This window comes from Hydrogenophaga pseudoflava NBRC 102511, from assembly GCF_001592285.1.
Taxonomy (GTDB): Bacteria; Pseudomonadota; Gammaproteobacteria; order Burkholderiales; family Burkholderiaceae_C; genus Hydrogenophaga; species Hydrogenophaga pseudoflava.
On the sequence record NZ_BCWQ01000005.1, the window covers coordinates 20,268 to 41,376 of the forward strand.

Genomic DNA, 21,109 nt, shown 5'->3' on the forward strand with positions numbered 1-21,109 from the left:
CCGCCATGCGCATCCTCGGCATCGACCCCGGCCTGCAATGCACCGGCTTCGGCGTGGTTGACGCAGAGGGTTCTGCGCTGCACTACGTCGCCAGCGGCACCATCCAGACCAGTCCCAAAGACGGCGCCCTGCTGCCCGAGCGGCTGAAGATCCTGTTCGATGGCATAGGCGAGGTGGTGCAGCGCTACCAGCCCGGCGTGGCGGCTTGCGAGATCGTGTTCGTCAACGTCAACCCCCAGGCCACGCTGCTGCTGGGCCAGGCGCGAGGCTGCTGCCTCACGGCGCTGGTGGCCAACGGCCTGCCGGTGGCCGAATACACCGCGCTGCAGCTGAAGAAGGCCGTGGTCGGCTACGGGCGGGCGGACAAGGCGCAGATGCAGGAGATGGTCAAGCGCCTGCTGCAGCTGCCGGGCCTGCCCGGCAAGGACGCCGCCGACGCGCTCGGGCTGTGCATCACCCACGCACAGGTGGCGCGTAGCGTGGCGGCGATCAACAAGGTGGCCCCGACCCGGGCGCGCACCCACGCGGCCTACAAGGGTGGGCGGAGCTATTGACCCCCCCGCGCCGCCTGCGGCGTCACCCCCCAGGGGGCGATGCCTGTGGCCCGGCGAAGCCGGTTCCACGGCATCACTGGATGGGGTTCACCCTCGCCGGATCAATGCGTGGCGCAGCTACAGGATGCGCTCAAGGAACAGGATGCCGAAGAAGCCGAGCGCCGCGACCAGCGCCACTCTGAGCACCATCCAGCCCCAGCGCAGGTAACGGGGATTGCTGGTGAAGGCGTAGGCGGCGAAACACACGCCGGACCCGATCAGCAGCAGGACCAGGACGAAGCGCAGCAACAGCATGGCCGGTCGCTGGGGGGGCCGGTCACCAGGCCGGTGCGAGCTGGGCGAAGCCCAGCGGCGCTTCGCGCTCGTGCTCGAAGCTCACGATCTCGTAGGCGTCGGGCTGGGCCAGCAGCGCTCGCAGCAGCTGGTTGTTCATTGCATGACCGCTGCGGAAAGCGCTGTAGGCCGCCAGCAGCGGCTTGCCCACGATGTACAGGTCGCCAATGGCGTCGAGGATCTTGTGCTTGACGAACTCGTCCGAGTAACGCAGCCCGTCGGCGTTGAGCACCTTCACATCGTCCATCACGATGGCGTTGTCCAGACCACCGCCCAGACCCAGGCCGCGCGATCGCATCATCTCCACGTCTCGCGTGAAGCCGAAGGTGCGGGCGCGGGCAATCTCGCGCGCATAGCGGCCACTGCCCATGTCGAACTCGACGCGCTGGCCGGTGGCGTTCACCGCCGGATGGTCGAACTCGATCTCGAACGCGAGCTTGTAGCCGTGGAACGGGTCCAGCCGCGCCCACTTCAGGTTGCGCCCCTCACCTTCGCGCACCTCGACCGGCTTCTTCACACGGATGAAGCGCTTGGCCTTGTTCTGCAACGCGATGCCAGCGCTCTGCAGCAGGTAGACAAAGGACGCCGACGATCCGTCGAGGATGGGCACCTCTTCGGCCGTGATGTCGATGTAGAGGTTGTCCAGCCCGAGCCCGGCGCAGGCGCTCATCAGGTGCTCGATGGTGTTGACCTTGACGCTACCGTTGGAGATGGTCGAGGCCAGCCGGGTGTCGGTCACCGATTCGGCGGTGACCGGGATGTCCACCGGTTCGGGCAGGTCGACACGGCGGAACACGATGCCGGTGTCCGGCGCCGCCGGCCGAAGCGTCAGCTCCACCCGCTGTCCGCCGTGCAGGCCGACGCCGACCGCCTTGGTCAGAGATTTGAGGGTGCGTTGAGCGAGCATCCGTCGATTTTAGGTTGGCAAACGTCTTCGCATCGAGCAGAAAAACTATCCCCGCGATATGCGAGAGCGCCCTTCCCCTCAAGCAAACACCGCGGAACCGGCTTCGCCGGGCCGCAGGTGTTGCACCCTTGGGGGGTGACGCCGCAGGCGGCGCGGGGGGATCCTCAATCGGCTTGCTTGCGAAGGAACGCGGGGATCTCGAAGTCGTCCATGCCGCCCGAGGCCAGCGCATCGACCTTGGCCGCCGCCTGGGTGCGGTTGGTGCGCCACACGCTCGGCACGGCCATGGTCTCGTAGTTGGGCTGCGCAGCCCCGGTGCCGGCCACCGCGGCATTGACCGTGGGCACGGTGAACGGGGTGTTGTCGGTGCCCGTGCGCAGCACCTGCAGGGGCGGCGCGGTGCGGCGGGCGCCGACGCGGCTCAGGCCCGTGGCCACCACGGTCACGCGCATCTCGTCGCCCAGGCTTTCGTCGTAGGCGGCGCCGTAGATCACGTGCGCATCCGGTGCGGCGTAGGCCTTGATGGCGTTCATCGCTTCCTTCGACTCCTTGAGCTTCAGGCTGTCCTTCGATGCCGTCACCAGCACCAGCACGCCCTTGGCGCCGGACAGATCCACACCATCCAGCAGCGGGCAGGCCACGGCCTGCTCGGCAGCGATGCGGGCGCGGTCCGGGCCGCTGGCGGTGGCCGTGCCCATCATGGCCTTGCCGGGCTCACCCATCACGGTGCGCACGTCTTCGAAGTCGACGTTCACGTTGCCGTACTCGTTGATGATCTCGGCGATGCCGCCGACCGCATTCTTGAGCACGTCGTTCGCATGCGCGAAGGCCTCGTTCTGCGTGACTTCGTCGCCCAGCACCTCCAGCAGCTTGTCGTTGAGCACCACGATCAGCGAGTCCACATTGGCTTCCAGCTCAGCCAGGCCGGCGTCGGCGTTCTGCATGCGCTTGCCGCCTTCGAAGTCGAAGGGCTTGGTCACCACGCCCACGGTCAGGATGCCCATCTCCTTGGCCACGCGGGCGATGACCGGCGCGGCGCCGGTGCCGGTGCCGCCGCCCATGCCGGCGGTGATGAACAGCATGTGCGCGCCATTGATGGCGGTGCGGATCTCGTCGACCGCCATTTCGGCAGCCTCGCGCCCCTTTTCGGGCTTGCTGCCGGCGCCCAGGCCGGTGCCACCGAGCTGGATGGTGCGGTTGGCCAGACTGCGCGTGAGCGCCTGTGCATCGGTGTTGGCGCAGATGAACTCCACGCCCTGGACGTTGCGGTCGATCATGTGGTCCACCGCGTTGCCGCCACCGCCTCCGACGCCGATGACCTTGATCTGGGTACCCATGTTGAACTCTTCCACTTCGATCATTTCGATGCTCATGTCACTCTCCTGTGTGGCCCTTTTCCGCTGGGGTCCGGGCATGGTTTCGATTGTATTGACGGGGGTTTTGAAAGCTGTCGAGGAGAACCCTCAGCCAGGCGGTCCGGTGCATTCGCGGCAGCGGTCGAGACGGCGGGCTCCGGTGTTGATCGTGTTCATCAGAAGGTCCCCACAAACCAGTTCTTCACGCGGTCCAGCGCGCTCTGCATCGAGCCCGCCTTCTGCGCCACCTTGTGACCTCGCACGCGGGCCAGCCGCGCCTCTTCAAGCAGTCCCATGACGGTGGCGGCCCGCGGCTGCGCCACCATGTCAGACAGGGCACTGGTGTACTGGGGCACGCCGCGGCGCACCGGCTTGAGGAAGATGTCCTCACCGAGTTCGACCATGCCCTGCATCACCGCGCTGCCGCCGGTGAGCACGATGCCCGAGGACAGCACCTCCTCGAAGCCCGAGTCGCGCACCACCTGCTGCACGAGGGCGAAGATCTCCTCGACGCGCGGCTCGATCACGCCGGCCAGGGCCTGGCGGCTGAGCATGCGCGGGCCGCGGTCGCCCAGACCGGGCACCTCGACCTGGGTGTCCGGGTCGGCCAGCAGCTGCTTGGCGCAGCCGCTCTCGACCTTGATGTCCTCGGCGTCCTTGGTCGGCGTGCGCAACGCCATGGCGATGTCGCTGGTGATGAGGTCGCCCGCGATCGGGATCACCGCCGTGTGGCGGATCGCGCCGCCGGCGAAGATCGCCACATCCGTCGTGCCGGCGCCGATGTCCACCAGGGCCACGCCCAGGTCCTTCTCGTCCTCGGTCAGCACGGCCTGGCTCGACGCCAGCGGGTTGAGCATGAGCTGGTCGACCTCCAGGCCGCAGCGGCGCACGCACTTGATGATGTTCTCGGCCGCGCTCTGTGCGCCGGTGACGATGTGCACCTTGGCCTCCAGGCGGATGCCGCTCATGCCGATCGGCTCCTTCACTTCCTGGCCGTCGATCACGAACTCCTGCGGCTCCACCAGCAGCAGGCGCTGGTCGGTCGAGATGTTGATCGCCTTGGCGGTCTCGATCACGCGCGCCACGTCGGCGGTGGTCACCTCGCGGTCCTTGATGGCCACCATGCCGCTGCTGTTGATGCCGCGGATGTGGCTGCCGGTGATACCGGTGTAGACGCGGGCAATGCGGCAGTCGGCCATCAGCTCGGCCTCTTTCAGCGCCTGCTGGATGCTCTGCACGGTGGCGTCGATGTTGACCACCACGCCGCGCTTGAGGCCGTGGCTGGCGGACACCCCCAGTCCGGCCAGCTTGAGCTCGCCGTTGGCCTGGACTTCGGCCACCACCACCATGATCTTGGCGGTGCCAATGTCCAGTCCCACCACCAAATCCTTGTATTCCTTGGCCATGATCGTTGTCTGTTCAGCGGTTTCGTGTTGGGGTCGCAGGGGTGTCTTCGGTCACGGTCGTCACGCCCTGCACGCGCAGGGCGTAGCCATTGGGGTAACGCAGGTCCACCGACTGCAGGGCTCCGGGATAGCGCTGCGCCAGCTGTCCCACCGTGGTGGTGAAGCGGCGCGTGCGCGCGAGCAGCTCGTCGCTGCTGCCCCGCCCCAGTTCCAGGCGGGTGCCGTTGTCCAGCTCGGCGCGCCAGCTGCCGCGCTCGTTGAGTTCCAGGCGGACCAGGGTCCGGTCCAGCCGGGCGACTTCTTCGGACAGGCTCTGGTACAGGGTCCACACCAGCGGCGCCTGCTCCGGCGGCCCGGCCAGTTCGGGCAGACCGTCGCCCTCGTCGGGGCTGGCCTCGAACACCTCACCCAGGCGGCTGACCAGCTGGCCCGAGCCGGACTGGCCCCACCAGGCCACGGCCTCGTGCTCTTCCAGCGTGACCCGCAAGCGGTTGGGAAACTCGCGCTGCACCCGGGCGTGGCGCACCCAGGGCACGGCCTCGAACATCCGGCGCACCTGCTGCAGGTCCAGGGTCAGGAAGCTGCCTTCCAGCTTGCGCAGCGGGGTCGCGAGCTGCGCCCGCAGACCGACGGCGTTCTGATGGCCCAGGTCGCCCTGCACGCTGATGCCCTTGAGGGTCCAGGCCGGGTGGCGCGCGATCCAGGTGCCGACCGCGCCCAGGCAGAGCAGGACAAAGACCACGACCAGGCCACGCGTGACCACGGTCATGAGTCGGATGTCCAGGGGCAGGTCGGTGTGCTGCATGGTGCGTGCTTCAGGCCTTGGCGTTGTCCAGCGAAGCAGTCGCCAGCACGGTCAGGCAGAGGTCCTCGTAGGACAGGCCGGTCGCACGCGCCGACATCGGCACCAGCGAGTGGCCGGTCATGCCGGGCGAGGTGTTGATTTCCAGCAGCCAGGGCTTGCGCGTGGCGGCGTCGATCATCACGTCGGCGCGCGCCCAGCCGCGGCAGTCCAGCGCGCGGAAGGCTTTGAGCACCAGCGCCTGGATCGCAGCTTCCTCGCCCTCGGGCAGGCCGCAGGGCACGAGGTACTGCGTGTCGTCGGTGAAGTACTTGTGCTGGTAGTCGTAGTTGCCGTCGGGCGCCACGATGCGGATCACCGGCAGCGCGCGGGCCGACGCCCCCGTGCCGAGCACCGGAATCGTGACTTCGTCTCCAGCGATGAACTGCTCGCACATCACCATCGGGTCCTGGCCCGAGGCCAGCGCATAGGCCGCGTCGCACTGCTCCAGGGTCGTCACCTTGGTCAGGCCGATGGTCGAGCCCTCGCGCACCGGCTTGACGATCATCGGCGAGCCCAGCGCCTCGAAGGCGGCGCGGGTCTCGGCCGCGCTGTGCACCTGGCGCCAGGCCGGCGTCGACAGGCCTTCGGCGATCCAGATGCGCTTGGTCATGAGCTTGTCCATGGCCACGCTGGAGGCCATCACGCCCGAGCCGGTGTAGGGAATGCCCAGCAGCTCCAGCGCGCCCTGCACCGTGCCGTCCTCGCCGAAGCGGCCGTGCAGCGCGATGAAGACGCGGTCAAACCCGTCGCGCTTGAGCTCGGACAGGTCGCGTTCGGCCGGATCGAAGGCGTGCGCGTCCACCCCCTTGGACTTCAGCGCGGCCAGCACACCGGTGCCGGACATCAGCGAGACCTCGCGTTCGGCGGAGCGCCCGCCCAGCAACACGGCCACCTTGCCGAGTGCCTTCACATCGATGGGTTTCACAACAGCTCCCACGTTCACACCTTGTCCTTGCCGGCCAGGTCGACCACCTGCCCGGCCACCGCGCCGATCGAACCGGCGCCCATGCACAGCACCACGTCGCCGTCGCGCGCGTTGTCCAGCACCGCCTGCGGCATGTCGGCGATGTCGTCCACGAACACCGGCTCCACCTTGCCCGCCACGCGCAGCGCGCGCGCCAGCGAACGACCGTCGGCCGCCACGATGGGCGCCTCGCCTGCGGCGTAGACCTCGGCCAGCAGCACCGCATCGGCCTGGCCGATCACCTTCACGAAATCCTCGAAGCAGTCGCGGGTGCGGCTGTAGCGGTGCGGCTGGAAGGCCAGCACCAGGCGGCGGCCCGGAAAGGCGCCGCGCGCGGCCGCCAGCGTGGCCGCCATCTCCACCGGGTGGTGGCCATAGTCGTCCACCAGGGTGGCGGTGCCGCCCGCGGGCAGCGCGGCCTCGCCATAGCGCTGGAAGCGGCGACCCACGCCCTTGAACTCGGCCAGCGCCTGCTGAACCGCGGCGTCCGGCACGCCCAGTTCCTCGGCGATGCCGATGGCGGCCAGCGCGTTGAGCACGTTGTGCATGCCCGGCAGGTTCAGCACCACTGGCAGCGGCGGCTGGCCGTCGTCGCGCAGCACGTTGAAGTGCATCTGCCCACCGACCGCCTGCACGTCGACCGCGCGCAGCTGGGCATCTTCCGAGAAGCCGTAGCGTGTGATCGGCCGGGCGATGCGCGGCAGGATGTCTCGGATCGCCGGGTCGTCCACGCAGACCACGGCCGCACCGTAGAACGGCATCTTGTGCAGGAAGTCCACGAAGGCCGACTTGAGCTTGCCGAAGTCGTGCCCGTAGGTGTCCATGTGATCGGCGTCGATGTTGGTGACGACCGACAGCACCGGCAGCAGGTTCAGGAACGAGGCGTCCGACTCGTCGGCCTCGACCACGATGTACTCGCCCGAGCCCAGCTGCGCGTTGGCGCCGGCGCTGTTCAGGCGCCCGCCGATCACGAAGGTCGGGTCCATGCCGGCGGCGGCCAGCACGCTGGCCACCAGGCTGGTGGTGGTGGTCTTGCCGTGCGTGCCGGCAATGGCCACGCCCTTCTTCATGCGCATCAACTCGGCCAGCATCACCGCGCGCGGCACCACTGGAATGAGCTTTGCGTGCGCCGCGACCACCTCGGGGTTGTCGTCCCTGACCGCGGTGGAGGTGACGATGGCGTCGGCGCCTTCGATGAACCTCGCGTCGTGGCCCTTGTGCACCGTGGCGCCCAGCGAGACCAACCGCCGCGTGGCCGCGTTCTCGCCCAGGTCGGTGCCCGAGACCACGTAGCCCTGGTTGAGCAGCACCTCGGCGATGCCGCTCATGCCCGAGCCGCCGATGCCCACGAAATGGATGTGCCGGATCGCGTGCTTCATGACGCCTTCACCTTCGCGAGTTGCTCGCAGGCCGTCACCACGGCGGCCACGGCCTGTGTTTTTTCCATCTGTTTGGCCTTGGTGGCCATCTCCATCAGTTGTGCACGGTTCACCGAGCGCAGGCGCTCGGCCAGCGACTGCGCCGTGAGCTCGGTCTGCGGCACCAGCCAGGCGCCACCCGCCTCGACGAGGAAACGGGCGTTGGTGGTCTGGTGGTCGTCGACCGCATGCGGGAAAGGCACGAACAGTGCGGCGGCACCCACCGCGGCGATCTCGGTCACCGTGGAAGCGCCGGCCCGGCAGACGATCAGGTCGGCATGGGCAAAGGCTGCGGCGGTGTCGTCGATGAAAGGCGTGAGCTCGGCCTGCACGCCGGCCGCCGCGTAGTTGGCCTTCAGCGCCTCGATCTGCTTCTCGCCGCTCTGGTGAACCACCACCGGGCGCTCGTCCTCGGGCAGCAGCGCCAGCGCCTGCGGCACGGTGTCGTTGAGCGCCTTCGCGCCCAGGCTTCCACCCACCACCAGCAGCCGCAGCGGACCACTGCGACCCGAGAAGCGCTCCGCGGGGGCGGCCTGCCGCAGGAACTCGGCGCGCAGCGGGTTGCCCACCCACTCGGCCTTCCTGAACACGTTCGGGAAGGCGGTGAACACGCGGTCGGCGATGCCCGAGAGCACCTTGTTGGCCATGCCGGCCACCGAGTTCTGCTCGTGCAGCACCAGCGGCTTGCCGCGCAGCACGCCCATCATGCCGCCCGGGAAGGTGATGTAGCCGCCCAGGCCCACCAGCACGTCGGGCTTCACGCGCCCGACCATGGTGAAGGCCTGCGCAAACGCCTTGAGCAGGCGCAGCGGCAGCAGCACCAGGGTCGACAGACCCTTGCCACGCACGCCGCCGAAGTCGATCAGTTCCAGCGGAATGCCGCGCGGCGGCACCAGGCGACTTTCCATGCTGCCCGGCGAACCCAGCCAGTGCACACGCCAGCCCTTCTCGCGCAGCGCTTCGGCCACGGCGAGGCCCGGGAAGATGTGGCCACCGGTGCCGCCGGCCATGATGAGGGCGCAGGGCTGACCCTGGTGGACGCTGCTCATGAGCGGCCTCCCTTCATCAGCAGGCGGTTCTCGTGGTCCACCCGCAGCACGATGGCCAGCGCCACCAGCTCCAGCAGGATGGCCGAGCCGCCGTAGCTCATCAGCGGCAGGGTCAGGCCCTTGGTGGGCAGGGCGCCGAGGTTCACGCCGATGTTGATGAAGGCCTGGAAGCCGATCCACAGCCCCACGCCCTGGGCCACCAGCCCGGCGAACACCTGGTCCAGCGCAATCGCCTGGCGCCCGATCAGCACGATGCGGCGCACCAGCCAGAGGAAGGCGGCGATGATGATCGTCACGCCCACCAGACCGAACTCCTCGCCCACCACCGCGAGCAGGAAGTCGGTGTGCGCCTCGGGCAGCCAGTGCAGCTTCTCCACGCTGCCGCCGAGGCCGACACCGAAGATCTCGCCACGGCCGAAGGCGATCAGCGAATGCGACAGCTGGTAGCCCTTGCCCAGCGCGTACTGCTCGGACCAGGGGTCGAGGTAGGCGAAGATGCGCTCGCGCCGCCACTCGCTCATCATCACCATCAGGGCGAACGCGGTCACCACCACCAGCACGATCAGGAAGAACATGCGGGCGTTGACGCCGCCCAGGAACAGGATGCCCATGGCGATCACCACGATCACCATGAACGCGCCCATGTCGGGCTCGGCCAGCAGCAGCATGCCCACCACGGCCAATGCCACGGCCATCGGCGCCACGGCGCGGAAGAAGCGCTCCTTCACGTCCATCTTGCGCACCATGTAGTCGGCGGCGTACAGCAGGATGGTGAGCTTGGCCAGCTCGGAGGGCTGGAAGTTGATGACCCCCAGCGGAATCCAGCGGCGGGCGCCGTTCACGCCCTTGCCGATGAAGGGAATCAGCACCACCACCAGCAGCAGCAGTGCCAGCGCGAACAGCCAGGGCGCGTAACGCTCCCAGGTCTGCATGGGCACCTGGAAGGCGATCAGCGCGGCCACCAGACCGATCACGATGAACAGGCCGTGCCGCAGCGCGAAGTGGGTCTGGGCGTAGTTGGCGAAGCGGGGGTTGTCGGGTAGCGCGATGGAGGCCGAATAGACCATCACCAGGCCCCAGGCCAGCAGGGCCACCACCACCCACAGCAGGGGCTGGTCGAAGCCCAGCTCGCGCACGGGCCGCTGGCGCAGGCCGGCGTAGGTCCGGCTGGACAGGCGCACCGGCAGGCCATCGGTGCCGAGCGCGTTGCCCAGGCCCACGAGCGCGGGCATCTTGCCGCCCAGGGTGGTGCGCAGGCGCTGCAGGAAGCTGGCGAGGGCGGCCTTCACGACTCCCCTCCCAGCATCACACCGCGCTCATCGGCCAGCGCACGCACCGCCTCAATGAACACGTCGGCACGGTGCTTGTAGTCGCGGAACATGTCCAGACTCGCGCAGGCGGGCGACATCAGCACCGCATCCCCGGCCTGGGCCAGCTGGGCGGACAGGGTCACCGCGCCGGGCATCGTCTCGGCCTCGACCATCGGCACGCCAGCCTGCTGCAGCGCCTCGGCGATCTGCTCGCGGATCCTGGGGCCGTCGCGCCCGATCAGCACCACGGCGCGTGCGTGGCGGGCCAGCGGCTCGGCCAGTGGGCCGAAGTCCTGGCCCTTGCCGTCGCCGCCGAGGATGACAACCAGGCGCCGGTCGACGCCCAGGCCGCGGATGGCGGCCAGCGTGGCGCCGACATTGGTGCCCTTGCTGTCGTCGAAGTATTCGACGTCGTCCAGGATGCCGATGGGCTCAACGCGGTGCGGCTCGCCGCGGTACTCGCGCAGGCCGTGCAGCATCGGGGCCAGCGGCGCACCGGTGGAAGTGGCGAGCGCCAGCGCCGCCAGCGCGTTGGCAGCGTTGTGGCGACCGCGGATGCGCAGCGCATCCACCGGCATCAGGCGCTGGAAGTAGATCTCTTCGCCGGCGTCCTGGCCACGCCCGCGCTGGCGGGTTTCGTCCAGGGCCAGCGCCCGCACCAGCCAGTCCATGCCATTGACCGACTCGATGCCCCAGTCGCCCGCGCGCACCGGGGTGTCCAGACCGAAGCTGGTCCAGGGGCGGGCCGGCTGCTGGCGGTTGCGGCCACCGATCTTGACCGTGACCATGCCCGGCGCCATGGCGGCCACCAGCGGGTCCTCGCGGTTGAGCAGCATGAGCGCCCGCACGCCGAACACGGCGGCCTTGGCCTGGGCGTAGGCCACCATCGAACCGTGCCAGTCGATGTGGTCTTCGGTGATGTTGAGCACGGTGGCGGCGGTGGGCACCTGGTCCCAAGCGCCACCGGCGGTGCCGTCGAGCTGGAAGCTGGAGAGTTCGAGCACCCAGGCCTGCGGTAGGTGGGGCGGCTCGGGTTCCGGCGGGGGCGGCGGCACCAGCAGGGTCGGGCCTTCGTCGTCGGCCGCGGCTGCGGCGTCCTGCAGCGCGTCGCCCTCTTCCACGCTCTCTTCCACGCCCTCTTCCGCGCCATCGTCAGCCTCGGCGCTGGCGGGCACCTCCGGGGTGTCCTGCACCACTTCGGCGGGGTCCTGTGCGGTTTCCTCCGCCGCGCGGGCGGCGTCCTGTGCGACGGCTTCGCGCTCCGCGTCCAGCGACGCGGACAGCACGTCCAGCAGCGCCGGCCCGATGTTGCCGGCCACGGCCACCCGCAGCCCGGCGCGCTGCAGCAGCAGGCCGGTCAGCGAGGTCACGGTGGTCTTGCCGTTGGTGCCGGTGATGGCCAGCACCTTCGGGCGATAGGGCAGCTCCTCGCGCTGCGACAGGTCGCACAGCGCCTGGGCAAACAGGTCGAGCTCGCCGACGAAGGCCGCCCCGTGCGACTGCGCCCAGGTGCGGGCGGGCGCCAGCTGCTCGGGCGGCAGGCCGGGGCTGCGCGCGATCACGTTCCAGGCCGCGCGCGCCAGCAGGGTCTCGTCGAAGGCACCGTGCACGAAATCGACCGACGGGCACTCGGCGCGCAGCGCCGCCAGCGACGGCGGGTTCTCGCGCGTGTCGGCCACGGTGACCTGTGCCCCATGACGCACGCACCAGCGCGCCATCGACAGCCCGGAAATGCCGAGGCCGAGGATCAGGACGTGTTGGTTTTGAAGGGCGTTCATCGTGGTGTCAACGCAGCTTCAGGGTGGACAGGCCGACCAGGCACAGCAGCATGGTGATGATCCAGAAACGGACCACCACCTGGGTCTCCTTCCAGCCCTTTTTCTCGAAGTGGTGGTGCAGCGGCGCCATCTGGAACAGGCGCCGGCCTTCGCCGTATTTCTTCTTCGTGTACTTGAACCAGCTCACCTGCAGCATCACCGACAGGGCCTCGACCACGAAGATGCCGCCCATGATGGCCAGCACGATTTCCTGCCGCACGATCACGGCGATGGTGCCCAGCGCGCCGCCCAGGGCCAGCGCGCCGACGTCGCCCATGAAGACCTGCGCCGGGTGAGTGTTGAACCACAGGAAGGCCAGGCCGGCGCCGGCCATGGCCGCGCAGAAGATCAGCAACTCACCCGCGCCGGGGATGTAGGGCAGCAGCAGGTACTTGGAGAACACCGAGCTGCCGGTGACGTAGGCGAACACGCCCAGCGCCGAGCCCACCATCACCACCGGCATGATGGCCAGGCCGTCCAGACCGTCGGTGAGGTTGACCGCGTTGCTGGCGCCGACGATGACCAGGTAGGTCATCACCACGAAGCCGAACACGCCCAGCGGGTAGCTGATTTCCTTGAAGAACGGCACCATGAGCCCGGCCTGCGGCGGCAGCTCGACCGTGAAGCCCGAGAGCACCCACTGGAAGAACAGCTCGATCACCCGCAGGTTGGTGGTGCCCGAGACGCTAAACACCAGGTAGAACGCGGCCAGCAGACCGATCAGCGACTGCCAGAAGTACTTCTCGCGCGAGCGCATGCCCTCGGGGTTCTTGTGCACCACCTTGCGCCAGTCGTCGGCCCAGCCGATGGCGCCAAAGCCCAGGGTCACCACCAGCACGATCCAGACGAAACGGTTGGTCAGGTCGAACCAGAGGATGGTGGACAGTGCGATGGAAAACAGGATCAGCACGCCCCCCATGGTCGGCGTGCCGCTCTTGCTCAGGTGGGTCTGCATGGCGTAACCGCGGATCGGCTGGCCGATCTTGAGCGCGGTCAGCCGGCGGATGAAGTACGGGCCGGCCACCAGGCCGACGATGAGCGCCGTCAGTGCGGCCATCACCGCGCGGAACGTGAGGTACTGAAAGACCCGCAGGAACCCGAATTCGGGTCCCAGGCTTTGCAGCCAGAGGGCCAGGCTAAGCAGCATGGGAGGTGTCCTTGTGGTTGTTCTGTCCGTCCGGTGTGGTCAGGGCCTGCAGCCCCTGCACGACCCGCTCCATGCGCATGAACCTCGACCCCTTGACCAGCACGCTCAGCACCGGCGCGGGCTGGGGCGCCGACACCGCGTGGCAGACGTGCGCGACCAGGGCCGACACGTCGGTCCAGTGGCGTGGCGCGGCTTCGCCGGCGACCTGCATGGCCTGCACGGCCTGCGCCATCCAGTCGCCGGTGCAGTGCACGGCCTCGATGCCCGAGGCCATGGCGTGGCGCAGCACCTCCAGGTGGAAGGCCAGCCCCTGCTCGCCCACCTCGCCCATGTCGCCCAGCACCAGCAGGCGCGGCGCCGGCAGCTCGGCGAGCACGCGGATGGCGGCGACGACGGAGTCGGGGTTGGCGTTGTAGGTGTCGTCCACCAGGGTCAGCGTGCGGCCGCCCAGCGGGAGGGCCAGCGCGCGCGAGCGCCCGCCCACCGGTTCGAAGGTTTCCAGGCCGCGTTCGATGTCGCGCAGCGCCACGCCCGCGGCCAGGGCGCAGGCGGCCGCGGCCAGCGCGTTGCGCACGTTGTGGCGACCGGCGATGTGCAGGCGGCAGGCCCCCGCGCCGGAGGGCGTCGTGAAGTCCAACACCCAGGCGCCGTCGCGCCACTCGGCGCGCAGGGCCCGCACATCGGCCTGCGGGTCGGTGTCGCTGAAGGTGAGCACGCGGCGCCCGTCGGCCAGTGCGCGCCAGAGGCCCGAATGCTCATCGTCGGAAGGAAACACGGCCACACCCGTGGCCTGCAGGGCAGCGATGACCGCGCCGTTTTCGCGCGCCACCGCCTCCACCGTGCCCATGAACTCCTGGTGCTCGCGCTGCGCGTTGTTGACCAGGGCCACCGTCGGCTGGGCCAGGGCGGCCAGGTAGGGAATCTCGCCGGGGTGGTTCATGCCCAGCTCGATCACCGCCAGCCGGTGCTCGGGCCGCAGCCGGAGCAGGGTCAGCGGCACCCCGATGTCGTTGTTCAGGTTGCCCTGCGTGGCGTGGGCCGCATCGCCCGCCGCCGCCCGCAGGATGGACGCGATCATCTGCGTCACCGTGGTCTTGCCGTTGCTGCCGGTCACGGCGATCAGCGGCAGCGAAAACTGTTCGCGCCACAGCCGCGACAGCTCGCCCAGGGCCAGGCGCGTGTCCGGCACCTCGGCGCCCGGCAGGCCGGCCGCCGCCAGGCCCCCGTGGGCGATGGCCGCCACGGCGCCAGCGGCCTGGGCCTGCGGCAGAAAGTCGTGGGCGTCGAAGCGCTCGCCCTTGAGCGCCACGAACAGGTCGCCGGGCTGCAGGCTGCGGGTGTCGGTGTGCACGCGGCGGATCGACGGCGGCAACTCGCCCACCGTGCGCGCGCCGGTCAGGCGGGGCAGCAGTTGCTGCAGGGCCTTCATGCCGCACCTCCTGCCGCCATGCGCTTCGCCAAGGCCAACTGCGCCTGCTCCAGATCGGAGAACGGGCGCTTGACGCCCATGACCTCCTGGTAATCCTCGTGCCCCTTGCCCGCGATCAGCAGCACGTCGCGCGCACCGGCCGCCATCACCGCCTGCGCGATCGCCTGGCCGCGGTCGGCCTCGATCTGCGCCGATGCCGGATGCGCCAGCCCCGCTGCCATCTGCCGCAGGATCTCGGCCGGGTCTTCGGTGCGCGGGTTGTCGCTGGTCAGCACCACCCGTTGGGCCTCGCGCTCCGCCACCGCGGCCATGAGCGGGCGCTTGCCCGGGTCGCGATCACCGCCACACCCGGCGATGGCCCACAGGGCGCCCCCGCGCTGGCGGGCCATGGGTTGCAAGGCTCTCAGAGCCTTCTCCAGCGCGTCCGGCGTGTGGGCGTAGTCCACCAGCACCAGCGGCTGGCCGGCCACGGCCGGCACCTGCTCCATGCGCCCGGGCACCGGGCTGAGCGCGGCGCAGGCGCGCAGGGCCTCGGCCAGCGACACCCCCAGGGCGCGCGCGGCCCCGACCACACCCAGCAGGTTCGACACGTTGTAGTGCCCGATCAGGTCCAGCGCGAGATCACCCCGGTCCACCTCGGCCCCGTGGGCGTCGCGTTCGACCACCACGAAGCGCATGCCGTGGTCGGTGTAACGGATGTCGCGCGCCATCAACCGCGCCGCGCGCTCGATGCCGACGCTCCAGCGGCTCAGCGACGGGCAACCGGCCAGGGCCTGGTCCAGCACCATGCCCTGGTCATCGTCGACATTCACCACGGCGTGCGCCAGGCCGGGCCAGTGGAACAGCCGGGACTTGGCCTCCCAGTAGTCGGCCATGCTGCGATGGAAGTCCAGGTGGTCCTGCGTGAAATTGGTAAACACCGCGACGCGGATCTGGCAGGCGTTGAGACGGCCCTCGACCAGGCCGATGGACGAGGCCTCGATGGCACAGGCCGACAGCCCTTCGTCGACCATGCCACGCAACCGCGCCTGCAGCAGCACCGGATCGGGCGTGGTCAGGCCGGTTGGGACCAGGGTGTGGCTGCGCTCTCCGGTCGCCGGCGGGCGGCCGATGCCCAGGGTGCCGACCACCGCGCACCCGCGCCCCACGGCGTTGAGCAGCTGCGCCATCCACCAGGCCGACGAGGTCTTGCCGTTGGTGCCTGTGAAGGCCACGAGGTCCAGCGACGCACTGGGATCGCCGTGGTAAGCGCTCGCGATCGGACCCGCCAGCGCCTTGAGCCCGGGCACCGCCCGCACCCGTTCGTCGCTGAAGCCCAAGGCCTCCACGCCTTCGGCCTCGACCAGCACCGCCGTGGCCCCGGCCTGCAGGGCAGCGGGCACAAACCGGCGGCCATCGGTCGCAAAACCCGGCCAGGCCACAAAGGCATCGCCCGGGCGCACCCGGCGGCTGTCGCACTGCAGCTCGCCGGTCACGCGTTCGCGCAACCAGTTGGCAATGTGGCGGGGATCGCTGTGCTGAGACATCAGAACGACTCCTCAACCACTTCGGTCACGATCTGCGGCTTGACGTTCATGTCCGGCTGCACGCCCAGGATGCGCAGGGTCTGCTGCACCGTCTCGCTGAACACCGGCGCCGCGACCAGTCCGCCGAAGTAGACCCCATTGGAAGGCTCGTCGATCATCACCGCCACCACGATGCGTGGCTGCTCAATGGGCGCGATGCCCACGAACCAGCTGCGGTACTTGTTGGCGGCGTAGCCCTTGCCCTCCTGCTTGTGGGCCGTGCCGGTCTTGCCGCCCACCGAATAGCCCATGGTCTGTGCCTTGGGCGCCGTGCCGCCGGGGCCGGTGGCCAGCTCCAGCATTTTGCGCACCGCCACCGCGTTCTTCTCGCTGAACACCCGCACGCCGGTGGCGGGGCCCTCGGTCTTGAGCATGCTCACCGGGATCAGCTCGCCGTTGCGGGCGAAGATCGTGTAGGCCTGCGCCAGCTGGAACAGCGACGCCGACAGGCCGTAGCCGTAACTCATGGTGGCCTGTTCGATGGGGCGCCAGGTCTTGTACGGCCGCAGACGGCCCGACACGGCGCCGGGGAACGGCACCTGCGGCTTCTGGCCGAAACCGGCCTGGGCGTAGGTCTCCCACATCTCGCGCGGATGCATCTGCATCGCCATCTTGACGGTGCCGACGTTGCTCGACTTCTGGATGATCTCGTTGACCGTCAGCACCTCGTGCGGGTGGGCGTCGCTGATGGTCGAGCCGCCGATGGTGACGCGTCCGGGCGCAGTCTGAATCTGCGTGGTGGGCCGGACCAAACCCTTCTCCAGCGCCAGCGCCGCGATGAAGGGCTTCATCGTGGAGCCGGGCTCGAAGCTGTCCGTCAGCACGCGGTTGCGCAGTTGCTCGCCGCTGAGGTTGACGCGCTTGTTGGGGTTGTAGCTGGGGAAATTGGCCAGCGCCAGCACCTCGCCGGTCTGGGCATCCAGCACGATCACGCTGCCGGCCTTGGCCTTGTTCTCCTTGACCGCCTCACGCAGCTTCTCATAGGCGAAGAACTGGACCTTGCTGTCGATGGACAGCTGCAGGTCCGGCCCGTCGACCGGCGGGATCACGTCGCGCACGTCCTCGATCACACGCCCCAGGCGGTCCTTGATCACCCGGCGCGAACCGGCCTTGCCGGCCAGCTGGGAGTTGAAGGCCAGCTCGACACCCTCCTGGCCACGGTCTTCCACGTTGGTGAAACCCACCACATGCGCTGCCGCCTCCCCTTCAGGGTACTGGCGCTTGTACTCACGGCGCTGGTAGATGCCCTTGATGCCGAGGGCCGCAATCTCCTTGGCGATCGGCTCGTCGACCTGGCGCTTGATCCAGACAAAGGTCTTGTCCTCGTTGGCCAGCTTCTTCCTCAGGGCACTCAGCGGCATTTCCAGCAGCTTGGCCAGGTCCTTGAGCTTGGGCTCGGACTTGTCCACGTCCTCGGGAATGGCCCAGATGCTCTGCGCCACCACACTGGAGGCCAGGATCAGGCCATTGCGGTCCAGCACCCGGCCGCGGTTGGCCGGCAGCTCCAGCGTGCGGGCAAAACGCACCTCGCCCTGGCGCTGGAAGAACTCGTTGCCGAACACCTGCACGTAGGCCGCGCGGGCGCCCAGACCGGCGAACGCCAGCGCCAGCAAGGCCACGACGAACTTGCTGCGCCAGACCGGCGTCTTGCTGGCCAGCAGCGGGCTGGCGCTGTAGTTGATGGCGCGGTGGCCGGACTTGCTCATCGCGCGCCCTCCACTGCACCGGCCGCAGGCGCCGGCTCGTTAACCGTGACGTATTCGGTGATGCCCGGCGTGACCGGGCGCATCTTGAGTTGGCGCACGGCCAGCTGCTGCACCCGGGCCGGCGTCGCCTGTTCGCGCTTCTGCACCTGCAACTGCTCGTGATCGGCCGCCAGACGGTGCGCCTGGGCATTGGCCTTGTCGATGGCCGTGTAGAGGCGGCGCGATTCGTACTGGGTGTGCACCAGGTAGAAGGCACTGGCCATCACGGCCGCGAGCAGCATGAGGTTGAGCCGGATCATGCCGCCACCTCCGTGCGCGTGGCCACACGCATCACGGCGCTGCGAGCGCGCGGATTGCCCTCGACCTCGGCCTGCGAAGGCATCACCCGGTGCACCTCGGCCAGGCGCGTGGGCGCCGGCTCGGCGAAGGGCACGCGCCGGTCCACAACGGCGCGCGAGTGGCGCGCCATGAACTGTTTGACCATGCGGTCTTCCAGCGAATGGAAGCTGATCACGACCAGCCGACCTCCGGGACGCAAGACATGAAGGCTGTCCTCTAGCGCTTGTTGCAGCTCTTCAAGCTCGGCGTTGATGAAAATCCGAAAAGCCTGAAATGTGCGCGTTGCAGGGTCCTTGCCCGGCTCGCGGGTTTTGACCGCGCCAGCCACGACTTCGGCCAGCTCGCGGGTGGTTCGAAGAGGGCCCCGTTCCTGTCGGCGACGATCAATCGCCTTTGCAACCTGTTGAGCAAACCGTTCTTCGCCGTATTCACGGATGACCTCCGACAGGGTGGACACATCGGCCGTTTCCAGCCATTGGGCGACGCTCTGTCCGCGCGTGGTGTCCATGCGCATGTCCAGAGGACCGTCGTGACGAAAAGAAAAACCCCTTTCGGGGTCGTCGATCTGGGGAGAACTCACACCCAGGTCCATCAACACCCCGTCCGCACTCTGCGGCCCAAGCTCGCCCAGTTGCCGGAAGCCCTGGTGACGGATGACAAACCGCGGATCGGCAGCCGCCAGTGCCTCGCCCACAGCGATCGCCTGCGGGTCCTTGTCGAACGCCGTCAGCCGCCCCGACGCGGCCAGCCGCCCCAGGATGGCGCGCGAATGTCCGCCACGGCCGAAGGTGGCGTCCACGTACTGTCCGTCGGGCCGAACGGAGAGTGCTTCCACAGCCTCGTTCAGCAGTACGGTTTGGTGTACCCATGGGTCGTTCACCGCCGTCCTCAGAAACTGAAGTCCTTGAGCACATCGGGCATGGGTTTCTGCATTTCCTCGGCCTCCTTGGCGGCGTAGGACTGCGCATCCCAAAGTTCCAGGTAGGAACCCATGCCCAGCAACACGGCGTCGCGGCTGATGCCGGCTGCGGCGCGCAGCTCGGGCGATACAAGGATCCGGCCCGAGGCGTCCATATCCACATCCATCGCATTACCCAGAAAAATGCGGCGCCACCACTGCGCATCCATCGGCAGCGAGGCAATGCGGGCCCGGAACTTCTCCCACTCGTCGCGGGGGAATACCATCAGACAGCCATGAGGGTGCTTGGTGATGGTCAGCTGACCGGACTGGGCGCTCAGGGCGTCGCGGTGCCGGGTCGGCATGGACAGCCGGCCTTTGGCATCGAGACTGAGAGAGGAAGCGCCTTGGAACACCCGGAATCACCCTGCTAAAAACACTTTTCACCACTTAATTGCACTTTTTTCCACTGTAGCAGGAAAAGCAGTGGCTGCAAGCTTCTGCGGGCAGTTTTTTTCCAATGAAATCAATCACTTAGAACACATTTTGAAGCAATTTCAACTTCAAAATACGCAGCAAAAGCAAGCACTTACAGCGCGCTGTGAATGTGATGCTTGAAAACCCTGTTACACACAGGGTGGGCGACAGACGGCCAGGGATGCGGGCATCGCCCGCCAGGGGTCAATGAAAAATCCCGGCGACCCTGAGGGCGGCCGGGACTGCATGCCAGGAACGGCCATCAGAGGATGTAGCGGGACAGATCCTCGTTGCGGCTGAGTTCGGCCAGCCTGCCGTTCACATACGCGGCGTCGATCACCACCGTGCTGTTCTGCAGGGAGGTGGCGCCGAAGCTGACCTCGTCCAGCAGGTGCTCCATCACCGTCGCCAGGCGGCGCGCGCCGATGTTCTCGGTGCGCTCGTTCACGTCGCAGGCAATCTGCGCGAGCTGGCGGATGCCATCGGGCTTGAACTCCAGCGCCACGCCCTCGGTGGCCAGCAGGGCCTGGTACTGCTTGACCAGGCTGGCATGGGTGCTGGTGAGGATGGCCTCGAAGTCGTCCACCGACAGCGACTGCAGCTCGACCCGGATCGGGAAGCGCCCCTGCAGCTCGGGAATCAGGTCGCTGGGCTTGGCCAGGTGAAAGGCCCCGCTGGCAATGAACAGGATGTGGTCGGTCTTGACCATGCCGTACTTGGTCGAGACGGTGGTGCCTTCGACCAGCGGCAGCAGATCGCGCTGCACGCCCTGGCGGGACACCTCGGCACCGCCCGACTCGCTGCGCGAGGCCACCTTGTCGATCTCGTCGATGAAGACGATGCCGTTCTGCTCGGTGTTGTGCAGCGCACGCGTCCGCACGTCTTCCTCATTGACCAGCTTGCCGGCCTCCTCGTCGATCAGCAGCTTCATCGCCTCGGCGATCTTGAGCTTGCGTTTGCGCCGCCGCTCCTGTCCCATCTGGCTGAACATGCCGCGCAACTGCTCGGCCATTTCTTCCATGCCGGCCGGCCCCATGACCTGCATGGCGGGCGCCGACTCGGCGAGGTCAATTTCGATCTCGCGGTCGTCCAGCTGCCCCTCGCGCAGCTTCTTGCGGAAGGTCTGGCGGGCCGTGCTGTCGGGGTTGGGCTGCGGTTCACCGGACAGGCCACGCGGCGGCGGCAGCAGCACGTCAAGAATGCGGTCTTCGGCCGCGTCCTCGGCGCGCATGCGCTGCTTGCGCATATCGGTTTCGCGCGTCTGCTTCACCGCGATCTCGACCAGGTCGCGCACGATGCTGTCGACATCCTTGCCCACATAGCCCACCTCGGTGAACTTGGTGGCCTCGACCTTGATGAAGGGCGCATCGGCCAGCTTCGCCAGGCGACGCGCGATCTCGGTCTTGCCCACGCCGGTGGGTCCGATCATCAGGATGTTCTTGGGAGTGATTTCGGGGCGCAGCTTCTCGTCGACCTGCTGGCGGCGCCAGCGGTTGCGCAACGCGATGGCGACGGCGCGCTTGGCACCGTTCTGGCCGATGATGAAACGGTCGAGTTCGGAAACGATCTCCTGCGGCGTCATGGAGGACAT

20 protein-coding genes are annotated in these 21,109 nt (G+C 68.4%); 2 read left to right on the forward strand and 18 right to left on the reverse strand.

The features are described from left to right. The first annotated feature begins 5 nt into the window (after positions 1 to 5). Positions 6 to 554, forward strand: coding sequence for a crossover junction endodeoxyribonuclease RuvC (ruvC, locus tag HPS01S_RS07705; protein ID WP_066153495.1), 549 nt, complete (start codon positions 6 to 8; stop codon positions 552 to 554). Positions 555 to 671: 117 nt separating this feature from the next. Here ruvC and HPS01S_RS21955 read toward each other — a convergent pair whose 3' ends face one another. From HPS01S_RS21955 to mraZ, 17 genes are all read right to left on the reverse strand, one after another. After that, positions 672 to 848, reverse strand: coding sequence for a hypothetical protein (locus HPS01S_RS21955; RefSeq protein WP_169803934.1), 177 nt, complete (start codon positions 846 to 848; stop codon positions 672 to 674). A gap of 22 nt (positions 849 to 870) precedes the next feature. Continuing rightward, positions 871 to 1,794: a UDP-3-O-acyl-N-acetylglucosamine deacetylase gene (gene lpxC, locus HPS01S_RS07710; RefSeq protein WP_066153498.1), complete on the reverse strand. Its 924-nt coding sequence runs from the start codon at positions 1,792 to 1,794 to the stop codon at positions 871 to 873. 164 nt (positions 1,795 to 1,958) lie between these two features. Beyond that, the gene (gene ftsZ, locus HPS01S_RS07715) at positions 1,959 to 3,167 is read right to left on the reverse strand and encodes a cell division protein FtsZ (RefSeq protein ID WP_066153500.1); all 1,209 of its coding nucleotides are present in this window, start codon (positions 3,165 to 3,167) and stop codon (positions 1,959 to 1,961) included. A 158-nt stretch (positions 3,168 to 3,325) separates the two neighbouring features. Then, complete coding sequence (gene ftsA / locus HPS01S_RS07720) at positions 3,326 to 4,555, reverse strand: cell division protein FtsA (RefSeq protein ID WP_066153502.1); 1,230 nt, start codon at positions 4,553 to 4,555, stop codon at positions 3,326 to 3,328. A gap of 13 nt (positions 4,556 to 4,568) precedes the next feature. Next, positions 4,569 to 5,360 carry a cell division protein FtsQ/DivIB gene (locus HPS01S_RS07725; RefSeq protein WP_066153507.1) on the reverse strand — a complete coding sequence of 264 codons (792 nt, stop codon included), beginning with the start codon at positions 5,358 to 5,360 and terminating at the stop codon, positions 4,569 to 4,571. 10 nt (positions 5,361 to 5,370) lie between these two features. After that, the gene (locus tag HPS01S_RS07730) at positions 5,371 to 6,324 is read right to left on the reverse strand and encodes a D-alanine--D-alanine ligase (RefSeq protein ID WP_241559697.1); all 954 of its coding nucleotides are present in this window, start codon (positions 6,322 to 6,324) and stop codon (positions 5,371 to 5,373) included. A 14-nt stretch (positions 6,325 to 6,338) separates the two neighbouring features. After that, positions 6,339 to 7,742 carry a UDP-N-acetylmuramate--L-alanine ligase gene (gene murC / locus HPS01S_RS07735; protein ID WP_066153509.1) on the reverse strand — a complete coding sequence of 468 codons (1,404 nt, stop codon included), beginning with the start codon at positions 7,740 to 7,742 and terminating at the stop codon, positions 6,339 to 6,341. Next, a complete protein-coding gene (gene murG / locus HPS01S_RS07740) occupies positions 7,739 to 8,830 on the reverse strand; it encodes an undecaprenyldiphospho-muramoylpentapeptide beta-N-acetylglucosaminyltransferase (RefSeq protein WP_066153512.1) in 1,092 nt (363 codons plus the stop codon). Before murG ends, murC begins: the two co-directional genes overlap by 4 nt. After that, positions 8,827 to 10,062 carry a putative lipid II flippase FtsW gene (gene ftsW / locus HPS01S_RS07745; protein ID WP_084397188.1) on the reverse strand — a complete coding sequence of 412 codons (1,236 nt, stop codon included), beginning with the start codon at positions 10,060 to 10,062 and terminating at the stop codon, positions 8,827 to 8,829. The genes murG and ftsW overlap by 4 nt, the downstream gene beginning before the upstream one ends. Positions 10,063 to 10,115: 53 nt before the next feature. Next, positions 10,116 to 11,918 (reverse strand): UDP-N-acetylmuramoyl-L-alanine--D-glutamate ligase, encoded by a 1,803-nt coding sequence (murD, locus tag HPS01S_RS07750; RefSeq protein ID WP_066153518.1) that lies wholly within the window; start codon positions 11,916 to 11,918, stop codon positions 10,116 to 10,118. Between the two features lie 7 nt (positions 11,919 to 11,925). Then, positions 11,926 to 13,104 carry a phospho-N-acetylmuramoyl-pentapeptide-transferase gene (mraY, locus tag HPS01S_RS07755; RefSeq protein ID WP_066153521.1) on the reverse strand — a complete coding sequence of 393 codons (1,179 nt, stop codon included), beginning with the start codon at positions 13,102 to 13,104 and terminating at the stop codon, positions 11,926 to 11,928. Beyond that, positions 13,094 to 14,533: a UDP-N-acetylmuramoyl-tripeptide--D-alanyl-D-alanine ligase gene (locus HPS01S_RS07760; protein ID WP_066153524.1), complete on the reverse strand. Its 1,440-nt coding sequence runs from the start codon at positions 14,531 to 14,533 to the stop codon at positions 13,094 to 13,096. The genes mraY and HPS01S_RS07760 overlap by 11 nt, the downstream gene beginning before the upstream one ends. Next, positions 14,530 to 16,059, reverse strand: coding sequence for a UDP-N-acetylmuramoyl-L-alanyl-D-glutamate--2,6-diaminopimelate ligase (locus HPS01S_RS07765; RefSeq protein WP_066153526.1), 1,530 nt, complete (start codon positions 16,057 to 16,059; stop codon positions 14,530 to 14,532). The genes HPS01S_RS07760 and HPS01S_RS07765 overlap by 4 nt, the downstream gene beginning before the upstream one ends. Continuing rightward, positions 16,059 to 17,804, reverse strand: coding sequence for a peptidoglycan D,D-transpeptidase FtsI family protein (locus HPS01S_RS07770; protein WP_066153527.1), 1,746 nt, complete (start codon positions 17,802 to 17,804; stop codon positions 16,059 to 16,061). The genes HPS01S_RS07765 and HPS01S_RS07770 overlap by 1 nt, the downstream gene beginning before the upstream one ends. Then, entirely contained in the window at positions 17,801 to 18,103 is a 303-nt protein-coding gene (gene ftsL, locus HPS01S_RS07775) for a cell division protein FtsL (RefSeq protein WP_066153528.1), read from the reverse strand. The genes HPS01S_RS07770 and ftsL overlap by 4 nt, the downstream gene beginning before the upstream one ends. After that, a complete protein-coding gene (rsmH, locus tag HPS01S_RS07780; protein ID WP_066153532.1) occupies positions 18,100 to 19,023 on the reverse strand; it encodes a 16S rRNA (cytosine(1402)-N(4))-methyltransferase RsmH in 924 nt (307 codons plus the stop codon). Before rsmH ends, ftsL begins: the two co-directional genes overlap by 4 nt. Before the next feature lie 8 nt (positions 19,024 to 19,031). Next, complete coding sequence (mraZ, locus tag HPS01S_RS07785) at positions 19,032 to 19,457, reverse strand: division/cell wall cluster transcriptional repressor MraZ (RefSeq protein WP_066153535.1); 426 nt, start codon at positions 19,455 to 19,457, stop codon at positions 19,032 to 19,034. On the opposite strand from mraZ, the gene HPS01S_RS21960 reads away from it, so the two are divergent. Continuing rightward, entirely contained in the window at positions 19,405 to 19,659 is a 255-nt protein-coding gene (locus HPS01S_RS21960; protein ID WP_164868307.1) for a hypothetical protein, read from the forward strand. The genes mraZ and HPS01S_RS21960 overlap by 53 nt on opposite strands. A 121-nt stretch (positions 19,660 to 19,780) precedes the next feature. Here the strand turns inward: HPS01S_RS21960 and hslU are convergent, their stop codons facing one another. Beyond that, entirely contained in the window at positions 19,781 to 21,109 is a 1,329-nt protein-coding gene (gene hslU / locus HPS01S_RS07790; RefSeq protein WP_066153538.1) for an ATP-dependent protease ATPase subunit HslU, read from the reverse strand.

Coding starts and splice junctions, on each gene's coding strand:
- murD (WP_066153518.1), bottom strand. CDS start 11,918: ATGAACGCCCTTCAAAACCAACACGTCCTGATCCTCGGCCTCGGCATT.
- ruvC (WP_066153495.1), top strand. CDS start 6: ATGCGCATCCTCGGCATCGACCCCGGCCTGCAATGCACCGGCTTCGGC.
- HPS01S_RS07770 (WP_066153527.1), bottom strand. CDS start 17,804: ATGAGCAAGTCCGGCCACCGCGCCATCAACTACAGCGCCAGCCCGCTG.
- lpxC (WP_066153498.1), bottom strand. CDS start 1,794: ATGCTCGCTCAACGCACCCTCAAATCTCTGACCAAGGCGGTCGGCGTC.
- ftsW (WP_084397188.1), bottom strand. CDS start 10,062: ATGCCCGCGCTCGTGGGCCTGGGCAACGCGCTCGGCACCGATGGCCTG.
- HPS01S_RS07725 (WP_066153507.1), bottom strand. CDS start 5,360: ATGCAGCACACCGACCTGCCCCTGGACATCCGACTCATGACCGTGGTC.
- HPS01S_RS21960 (WP_164868307.1), top strand. CDS start 19,405: ATGGACAGCCGGCCTTTGGCATCGAGACTGAGAGAGGAAGCGCCTTGG.
- HPS01S_RS21955 (WP_169803934.1), bottom strand. CDS start 848: ATGCTGTTGCTGCGCTTCGTCCTGGTCCTGCTGCTGATCGGGTCCGGC.
- HPS01S_RS07765 (WP_066153526.1), bottom strand. CDS start 16,059: ATGTCTCAGCACAGCGATCCCCGCCACATTGCCAACTGGTTGCGCGAA.
- ftsZ (WP_066153500.1), bottom strand. CDS start 3,167: ATGAGCATCGAAATGATCGAAGTGGAAGAGTTCAACATGGGTACCCAG.
- mraY (WP_066153521.1), bottom strand. CDS start 13,104: ATGCTGCTTAGCCTGGCCCTCTGGCTGCAAAGCCTGGGACCCGAATTC.
- HPS01S_RS07760 (WP_066153524.1), bottom strand. CDS start 14,533: ATGAAGGCCCTGCAGCAACTGCTGCCCCGCCTGACCGGCGCGCGCACG.
- murG (WP_066153512.1), bottom strand. CDS start 8,830: ATGAGCAGCGTCCACCAGGGTCAGCCCTGCGCCCTCATCATGGCCGGC.
- ftsL (WP_066153528.1), bottom strand. CDS start 18,103: ATGATCCGGCTCAACCTCATGCTGCTCGCGGCCGTGATGGCCAGTGCC.
- ftsA (WP_066153502.1), bottom strand. CDS start 4,555: ATGGCCAAGGAATACAAGGATTTGGTGGTGGGACTGGACATTGGCACC.
- hslU (WP_066153538.1), bottom strand. CDS start 21,109: ATGTCCTCCATGACGCCGCAGGAGATCGTTTCCGAACTCGACCGTTTC.
- murC (WP_066153509.1), bottom strand. CDS start 7,742: ATGAAGCACGCGATCCGGCACATCCATTTCGTGGGCATCGGCGGCTCG.